The organism is Pelomicrobium sp. (genome assembly GCF_036803785.1).
In the GTDB taxonomy this organism is placed as follows: Bacteria; Pseudomonadota; Gammaproteobacteria; order Burkholderiales; family UBA6910; genus Pelomicrobium.
In genome coordinates, this window is sequence record NZ_DAIRTR010000123.1 from 1 (window position 1) to 8,540 (window position 8,540).

Below are 8,540 nucleotides of genomic sequence, written 5' to 3' on the forward strand. Positions count from 1 at the left end.
CCCCCAGGGTGTCGATGCGCTTCAGATCCGCCGCGGTGAGTCGGAAGTAAAGAGGTTCCCCGCGCGCGTCGCGAGCGAACGCGGGATGGGGCTGGTACAGGATGCCCGGACGAATGCGGATCTCGTAGATAGTCTCCGCCACCCGGGCGGCGTCCGCGTCCTGGGGCAGCCGATGACCCTTGTGGTCCAAGTATTGGGGAACGGGCACGGCCTCGGCAGCGAAGGGGATGAGCTCGTAGGGTCGCTTGAAGTAGTGGTACTGGAGAGGGGGTTGATAGATCTGGTTGATGAATACGTACTCGTTCTCCGAGTACGACTGGACCGGGTCCAGGTGCTTGGGCCGCTCGGTGAAGGCGGAATAGAGGATGTTCCTCCCCGACTCGGAGGCGGGATAGGGATTGTTCCAGGGGGAATCCCCACAGGCAGTGAGGACGAGGGCCATCACCCCCGCGAGCAGCCGGCCGGGCAATCTCATGGACGGGAGCAGTCTAGCGAAAAACCCCCCGCCTCGCTATGCACGGGCGGAAACCTCCAGCAACCCCTTAAGTTATAATTTGAGCCCACCGTGCGGCTTCCGTTCCTCAAGAACGACCGCGATATCTGTATAAGGACCCTCCATGGGATTTTTAGCCGGACGACGCATTCTGATCTGCGGCCTGCTCAGTCAGCGCTCCATCGCCTATGGCATCGCCACTGCCATGAAGCGCGAAGGCGCGGAGCTCGCCTTCACCTACCAGAACGAAAGAGTGCGGGACCGGGTGGAGCCCCTCGCCCGGGCGCTCGACAGCGAGCTTCTTTTCCCTTGCGACGTGGCAAGCGACGAGGAGATCGACCGGCTGTTCGAGGCCCTGGGCCGCCGTTGGAACGGCTTGGACGGGATCGTCCATTCCATCGCCTACGCACCCCGGGAGGCCCTCTGCGGCGATTACCTGCAAACCCTTACCCGGGAAGCCTTCCGCGTCGCCCACGACGTTTCCAGTTATTCGTTCGCCGCTTTGGCCAAGGCAGGGCTACCCCTGATGGAGGGCCGTCCCGCCGCCCTTCTCACCCTGTCCTACCTGGGGGCGGTGCGGGCTATGCCCAACTACAACGTGATGGGACCGGCCAAGGCGAGCCTGGAGGCCAACGTCCGCTTCATGGCCCTCTCCCTCGGTCCCAAGGGCATTCGCGTCAATGCCATTTCCTCCGGCCCGATCAAGACCCTGGCCGCCGCCGGTATTTCTGGGTTTGGCAAGCTGCTCAACGCCGCCGAGCAATGGGCGCCCCTGCGGCGCAACGTCACCATCGAGGAGGTGGGCAACGCCGCCGCCTTTCTGTGTAGCGACCTGGCGAGCGGCATCACGGGCGAGACCCTTTACGTGGACGCCGGATTCCACGTCACCGCCTTCGGGGAACTGGAGCCCTAGCCTCCTGCCTGTGCCTCGCCCTGGACCAGGGCTCGATTGATCTTGATCTCGGCTCGGCTGCGCACGCTTTCCAGGAACGCCTTGTACTCCTCCTGGGCAAGCAGCTGGCCGAGCTGCGCCGCCCACGCTTGGCGCCGGGACGCATCGATTTCGGCCGCCTCGATCACTTTGCTTACCCGGTAGAGCACGAAACCGCCGTCAGGCGCTTCTGCGCCCACGTAGGCGGGAAGCCGCGCTGGGATCACGCGGAACACATCCCGCAAGGCGGCCGGCGGCAGCCCGTGCGGATCTTGCCGGCTCACGGTGACGGGCGGACTCCAAGGTAACTCCACCGCCTCCCCCTTGGCGAGACGCTCGAGCAGGTTCTGGCCCTGCTGCCTCGCCGCCTCCGTGGCGCGCTCGCGCTTCAGCCGCTCCACGATCTCGTCCTTCACTTCGTCAAAGGGGCGGTCCGCCGCGGGCTTGTGTTCCACCACCCGCACTGCCACCAGGATATTGGGACGGACCTCGATCGCCTCCGTGTTCCTGCGCTCCTTGATCGTCTGCGCCGAGAACATGGCCTCGAGCAGCCGATCGTTCGTCGGGAAAGGAGCGCCTGTGCCGTCGCGCTGGATCCATTCGCTCATCTGCACCTGAAGCCCGAGGGCCTGTGCCGCGGGCTTCAGGCTATCGCTCTGTTCGTAGACCAGGTTGCTGAACTGCTCCGCTACTTCCGCCAGGCGCCGGCCCGCTTTCTGCCGCTTGAGTTCCTGTTCGATGCTGCTTCGCACCTCGGCGAGGGGGCGCACCGTACCCGCCTTGATTTCGTCCAACTTGATTACGTGATAGCCGAACTCGGTCTCCACTGGCCCCCGGATTTCCCCGGGCTTCATGCCGAAGACCGCCTCGTCGAAGGATTTCACCATGGTGCCGCGCTGGAACAAGCCGAGCGCCCCTCCTTGGTCCCGGGAACCCGGATCGTCCGAATGCTTTTTCGCCAGCTCGGCGAAGCGCCCCGGTTCCTTCTGCGCCTGGGCAAGGAGATCCTCCGCCTTGCGCCGCGCGGCGGCCCGCTCCTCGGCACTCGCACCGGCACCCACCTTCACCAGGATGTGGCTAGCGGCCCGCTCCTCGGGAGTACCGAACTCGGCTTTGTGCGCCTCGTAGTAGGCCTTGACCTCCTCCTCGCTTATCTGCATCCCGGCCCCCAGCGTGTCGGGGGATAGCACCACGTATTCCACCTTCACCTGCTCGGGCAGACGAAACTCCTGCGCATGGGTTTCATAGTAGCGCTTCGCCTCTGCCTCCTCCACCGAGACCTTGGAGAGATATTGCTCGGGGGTGATGGCGTACTGGCTCACTTCCCGCTTCTGCTCGGCGATGCGAGCCAGGTGCTCCACCAGGGGGCGAGTCACGAAACCGGCGTGGGTGAAGGGCTCGGCCAGTTGCCGCAGCATGAGCTCCTGGCGCACCCGCTCCTCGAAGGCGACCGGCGTGAGCCCCCGCTGGCGCAACAGAAACTCATAGCGCTGCTGGGAGAAGCGCCCATCCTGGTGAAAGGCTTCGATCTCCCGGATCACGCCCGCAAGCTGAGCGTCGGCAATGGCGATGCCCAGCTTGCGGGCGTGGGCGAGCAGCAGCCGTTGCTCCACGAGCTGTTCCAGTACTGCCTCCCGTACCTGGGGGCTTGCGAGCACTGACGCATCCACCTGCCCTCCCAGGGCCTCCCGCAGCCGTGCCTGCTGCTCCCGGAGCGCTTCGTCGAACTCCTGTCGGGTGATGGGATCACCGTCCACTTCCGCCACTGACCCACGGTCTCCCGACATGCGATAGGACTCCACTCCCCATAGGGCGAACGGGATGATGATGAGGGCGAGAATAATCTGAACGATACGCTTGCGGTTACGGACGAAATCGAACATGGGTCAACCCAGCAAACGGTGTACGTCCCCCTGGGAGTCTCTGCCAGGCTGGGGCGGGAATCCACATGGCCTGGCGGCCCGCCACCGGGCTTCTCCTCCCTTACGGAACAAAAAGGGGCAAACTTGCGTTCGCCCCTGAGCAAAATTGGCGGAGTGGACGGGACTCGAACCCGCGACCCCCGGCGTGACAGGCCGGTATTCTAACCGACTGAACTACCACTCCCGAGAAACCGAAACTTTCATCCTGACTGGTGGGTGCTGAGAGGTTCGAACTCCCGACTTTCGCCTTGTAAGGGCGACGCTCTACCGACTGAGCTAAGCACCCGGTGCGCCTGCCACAGGATTCCGGCAAGCATTCTTTCAAATTTTTAAGTCTACCGCATCTCTCAAAGCCTTACCAGCCCGGAACCTGGGAGAGCAGGGAGCGCGAATCTTGATCTCTACGCTATAGCAGCCCGTGCGCGCTGGCCGCTTGCTCACGGAGCGCGCGTCGAGAGGCCGACCCGGGTCACCATCCCGCCCTACTTCAGGGCGTCGGTGACATGTCGATCTCTGCCTCCGGCCCCTGCCCGGCGGTCGCCTTGGACACACCAGCGTGTGCCGTAGCATCGACGAACTCCGCCTTGCTCACGTCCCGTCCCTCTTTTTCTTGGCTGCACGGAGGGGAACACGAATGCTGGGTCACGCAGGTTTTTTAGCAAACGCCCTCACCACGGTCAATCAAAATGCGGGCGACGCGCCGGGAGGGATCGACCAATAAAAAAACGGCACGGTGCTAAGCGCCGCGCCGCCTCTTTGCGCCGCCAGATCAGTGCTTGGTGATGAGGGCGGCCGGTTTTTCTTCCACCTGTGCCGGGATCTCCCTCACTTCTTCCTGCTCCGGAAGCGGTTCCGGTTTGCGCTCCAGAGCCATGTCCAGCACCTGCTCGATCCAGCGCACCGGATGGATCTCCAGCCGGTTCTTGATGTTGTCCGGGATCTCGGCCAGGTCCTTCACGTTTTCCTGGGGAATGAGCACGATCTTGACGCCGGCCCGGTGGGCCGCCAGCAGTTTTTCCTTGAGCCCACCAATGGGTAATACCTCGCCCCGCAGAGTGATCTCGCCGGTCATCGCCACGTCCGCCCGCACCGGGATGCCGGTCAGCGCCGACACCATGGCGGTGCAGATGCCGATACCGGCGCTCGGGCCGTCCTTGGGCGTCGCGCCCTCCGGAAGGTGCACGTGCAGGTCGTGTTTCTGATGGAAGTCGTCGTGGATACCGAGCCGGCGAGCTCGGTTGCGCACCACGGACAGGGCCGCCTGGATCGATTCCTGCATGACCTCGCCCAGCTTGCCAGTGGTGATGGTCTTGCCCTTGCCAGGCAGTACCACCGCCTCGATGGTGAGCAACTCCCCGCCCACCTCGGTCCACGCCAGGCCGTTCACCTGTCCCACCTGGTTGGTCTTCTCGGCGATGCCGAAAGTGTAGCGCCGCACGCCGAGAAACTTGTCCAGGTTGCGCGAGGTGACGGATACCGCCTCGCTCTTCTTGCTGAGTAGCAGTGCCTTCACCACCTTGCGGCAGATCTTGGAAATTTCCCGTTCCAGGCCACGCACCCCCGCTTCCCGGGTGTAGTAGCGGATGATGTCACGGATGGCACTCTCCGACACGCGTAGCTCGTTCTCTTTCAAGCCGTGGCTCTTCATCTGCTTGGGCAGCAGATAGCGCATGGCGATGTTCACCTTCTCGTCCTCGGTGTAGCCCGAGAGGCGGATCACCTCCATCCGATCAAGCAGAGCAGGCGGGATGTTGAAGGTGTTTGCCGTGCACACAAACATCACGTCGGAGAGGTCATACTCCACTTCCACATAGTGGTCCACGAAGGTGTGGTTCTGCTCCGGATCCAGCACCTCCAGCAGGGCAGAAGCCGGATCACCGCGGAAATCCATCCCCATCTTGTCCACTTCGTCCAGCAGGAACAATGGGTTCTTCACTCCCACCTTGGCCATGTTCTGCAGGATCTTGCCGGGCATGGAGCCAATGTAGGTCCGCCGGTGACCCCGGATTTCCGCTTCGTCCCGTACGCCGCCCAGGGACATGCGTACGAATTTGCGGCCGGTCGCGCGGGCGATGGATTGACCCAGGGAAGTCTTGCCCACGCCGGGCGGTCCCACCAGGCACAGGATAGGAGCCTTGAGCTTGTCCACCCGCTGCTGCACTGCCAGGTACTCGACGATGCGCTCCTTCACTTTTTCCAGGCCGTAGTGATCCTTGTCCAGAATTTCCTGGGCGAGCCGCAGGTCATTGGACACCTTGCTCTTCTTCTTCCAGGGAAGCGATACCAAGGTATCGATGTAATTGCGCACCACTGTCGCTTCCGCCGACATAGGCGACATGAGCCGCAGCTTCTTGAGCTCTGCTTCTGCCTTCTGGCGCGCTTCCTTGGGCATGTGGGCCGCCTTGATGCGCTTGGCGATCTCATCGAGGTCGCCTTCGTCCTCTCCCAGTTCTTTCTGGATCGCCTTGACCTGCTCGTTCAGGTAATATTCCCGCTGGCTCTTCTCCATCTGCCGCTTCACGCGGCCGCGAATGCGCTTTTCCACCTGCAGGATGTCCAGCTCGGTCTCGAGCAGGGTAAGCAAATGCTCCAAGCGCTTGTTGAGATCGAAGATCTCCAGCACCTTCTGCTTCTGCTCCAGCTTCAGGGGCAAATGAGCCACGATGGTATCGGCCAGGCGCCCGGGCTCGTCGATCCCGGCAAGGGAAGTGAGGATCTCGGGCGGGATTTTCTTGTTGAGCTTCACGTACTGGTCGAACTGGCTCATGATGGTGCGTCGCATGGCCTCGGTCTCGGTATCCGGGCGGGATTGTGGCACCACCACCTCGGCGCGGGCGCTGAAGTGAGTCTTGTGATCCAAAACCTCCAGCAGCCGTGCCCGGGCCGCACCCTCCACCAGCACTTTTACCGTGCCGTCGGGAAGCTTGAGCATCTGCAGGATATTGGCCACCGAGCCGATGTGGTACAGATCATCCGGACCGGGCTCGTCCTTGGCCGCCGATTTCTGCGCCACCAGCAGAATGCTCTTGCCGGCCTCCATTGCCGTATCGAGGGCCTTGATCGACTTCGGGCGCCCGACGAAGAGCGGAATCACCATGTGGGGGAAAACCACCACGTCCCGCAGCGGGAGCAGCGGCAGGAGGATTTCTTCGCCAGAGCGTTCTGGAGCGTTCAACATGTCGGTCACCTAGAAGCTAACCAATTCCCCGATTGTGGGGGTGTTTGGGGGCAAACTCAAGCGAATCGGACCGGGCAGGGGCCCTCAGCGCTTTTCGCCCCTTCAATACAGACCTCGCCGGGGAGCAGGAGTTGCGGGCCTGAGCTATACCGATTTGGCCACCTTGGGCTGGTCGGAATAGATCAGGATCGGCTGGGCGTCGCCGGTGGCAGCGTTCTCGTCGATCACCACCTTGGCGACGTTTTCCATGGAAGGCAGGTCGTACATGGTGTCGAGGAGGGCCTGCTCCAAGATCGAGCGCAACCCCCGGGCGCCCGTCTTGCGCGCCAGTGCCTTGCGGGCGATCGAGCGCAGGGCGGGCTCGCGCACTTCCAGCTCCACGCCCTCCATGGCGAACATCTTCTGGTACTGTTTTACCAGCGCGTTCTTGGGTTTGGTGAGGATCTCGATGAGGGCCGCCTCATCCAGTTCTTCCAGCGTCGCCACCACTGGCAGGCGCCCGACGAACTCGGGGATCAGGCCGTACTTGATCAGATCCTCCGGCTCCACCGTGCGCAGAATCTCCGTGATGTCCTTGCGGTTGTCGCGGCTGCGCACCTCCGCGCCGAAACCGATCCCGCTCTTCTCCGAGCGGTTACGGATGATCTTGTCCAGCCCGTCGAAGGCGCCGCCGCAGATGAACAGGATGTTGGTGGTGTCTACCTGGACGAATTCCTGGTTCGGGTGTTTGCGCCCACCCTGGGGCGGCACCGAGGCGATGGTGCCCTCGATGAGCTTCAACAACGCCTGCTGTACACCCTCCCCGGACACGTCACGGGTAATGGACGGGTTCTCACTTTTGCGCGAGATCTTGTCAATCTCGTCGATGTAGACGATGCCGCGCTGCGCTTTCTCCACGTCGTAGTCGCACTTCTGCAGCAGCTTCTGGATGATGTTCTCCACATCCTCCCCCACGTACCCCGCCTCCGTGAGGGTGGTGGCGTCGGCCATGACGAAGGGCACGTTGAGCAGCCGCGCCAGCGTCTGAGCGAGCAAGGTTTTGCCGGAGCCGGTGGGTCCGATCAGCAGGATGTTGGACTTGGCGAGCTCGATGTCATCGGAGGGCTTGCCGATGTTCTTGAGGCGCTTGTAATGGTTGTAGACGGCCACCGACAAGATCTTTTTCGCCACGTCCTGGCCGATCACGTACTGGTCGAGGATCTGGCGGATCTCGTGGGGGGTGGGCAGATCGGCGCGCGCGCCCTTGGTTTTCTGTTCGCCCTGGGTCTCTTCGCGGATGATGTCGTTGCACAGCTCGATGCACTCGTCACAGATGAACACGGAGGGCCCGGCGATGAGCTTGCGCACCTCGTGCTGGCTCTTTCCGCAGAAGGAGCAATAGAGGAGTTTTTCGCCGCCGATCTTATCCGACATACATCCTTTCCCTTGCCGTGCCGGGGAATCGGCCCGTCAAGCCGCCTTTTCCTTCAGGACCGCCTCCCGGCTTTCCAAGACCCTATCCACCAAACCATACTTTACCGCGTCTTCGGCGCCCAGGAAATTGTCCCGGTCTGTGTCCCGCGCGACCTTGTCCACGGGCTGGCCGGTGTGCTTGGCCAGGATCTCGTTCAGCCGCTGCTTGAGGTACAGGATTTCCCGTGCATGGATCTCCACGTCGGAGGCCTGTCCCTGGAACCCGCCCATCGGTTGATGGATCATGATCCGGGAGTTGGGTAGGCAGTAGCGCTTGCCCTTGGCGCCTGCCGCCAGCAGCAGGGCCCCCATGCTGGCCGCCATGCCCACGCACAAGGTGGAAACGTCGGGCTTGATGAATTGCATGGTGTCGTAGATCGCCAGCCCCGCCGACACCGAGCCGCCCGGGGAGTTGATGTAGAAGTGAATGTCCTTGTCCGGGTTCTCCGATTCGAGGAACAAAAGCTGCGCCACCACCAGGTTGGCGGTCGCGTCGTTCACCGGACCCACCAGGAACACCACCCTTTCCTTGAGCAGCCGGGAATAGATGTCATAGGCCCGCTC

Annotated in this window: 5 protein-coding genes, 2 tRNA genes and 1 pseudogene; 1 reads left to right on the forward strand and 7 read right to left on the reverse strand. The window is 62.8% G+C overall.

Annotated elements, in window-relative coordinates:
* A pseudogene (locus V7Q81_RS12680) lies at window positions 1-475 on the reverse strand (ABC transporter substrate-binding protein); the annotation flags it as partial.
* A gap of 142 nt (window positions 476-617) precedes the next feature.
* On the opposite strand from V7Q81_RS12680, the gene V7Q81_RS12685 reads away from it, so the two are divergent.
* Window positions 618-1,406, forward strand: a complete 789-nt coding sequence (locus V7Q81_RS12685; RefSeq protein ID WP_333843844.1) for an enoyl-ACP reductase FabI — start codon at window positions 618-620, stop codon at window positions 1,404-1,406.
* Here the strand turns inward: V7Q81_RS12685 and V7Q81_RS12690 are convergent.
* The 6 genes from V7Q81_RS12690 to clpP all read right to left on the reverse strand — a co-directional run.
* Window positions 1,403-3,307 (reverse strand): SurA N-terminal domain-containing protein, encoded by a 1,905-nt coding sequence (locus tag V7Q81_RS12690; protein ID WP_333843845.1) that lies wholly within the window; start codon window positions 3,305-3,307, stop codon window positions 1,403-1,405. The genes V7Q81_RS12685 and V7Q81_RS12690 overlap by 4 nt on opposite strands.
* A 146-nt stretch (window positions 3,308-3,453) precedes the next feature.
* Window positions 3,454-3,530: transfer RNA gene (locus V7Q81_RS12695), tRNA-Asp, on the reverse strand.
* Between the two features lie 26 nt (window positions 3,531-3,556).
* A tRNA-Val gene (locus tag V7Q81_RS12700) sits at window positions 3,557-3,632 on the reverse strand.
* A 483-nt stretch (window positions 3,633-4,115) separates the two neighbouring features.
* Window positions 4,116-6,524, reverse strand: a complete 2,409-nt coding sequence (lon, locus tag V7Q81_RS12705) for an endopeptidase La (RefSeq protein ID WP_333843847.1) — start codon at window positions 6,522-6,524, stop codon at window positions 4,116-4,118.
* A gap of 144 nt (window positions 6,525-6,668) precedes the next feature.
* A complete protein-coding gene (clpX, locus tag V7Q81_RS12710) occupies window positions 6,669-7,937 on the reverse strand; it encodes an ATP-dependent Clp protease ATP-binding subunit ClpX (protein WP_333843849.1) in 1,269 nt (422 codons plus the stop codon).
* Between the two features lie 36 nt (window positions 7,938-7,973).
* On the reverse strand, window positions 7,974-8,540 hold a 567-nt coding region (clpP, locus tag V7Q81_RS12715; RefSeq protein WP_333843850.1), incomplete at its 5' end, for an ATP-dependent Clp endopeptidase proteolytic subunit ClpP.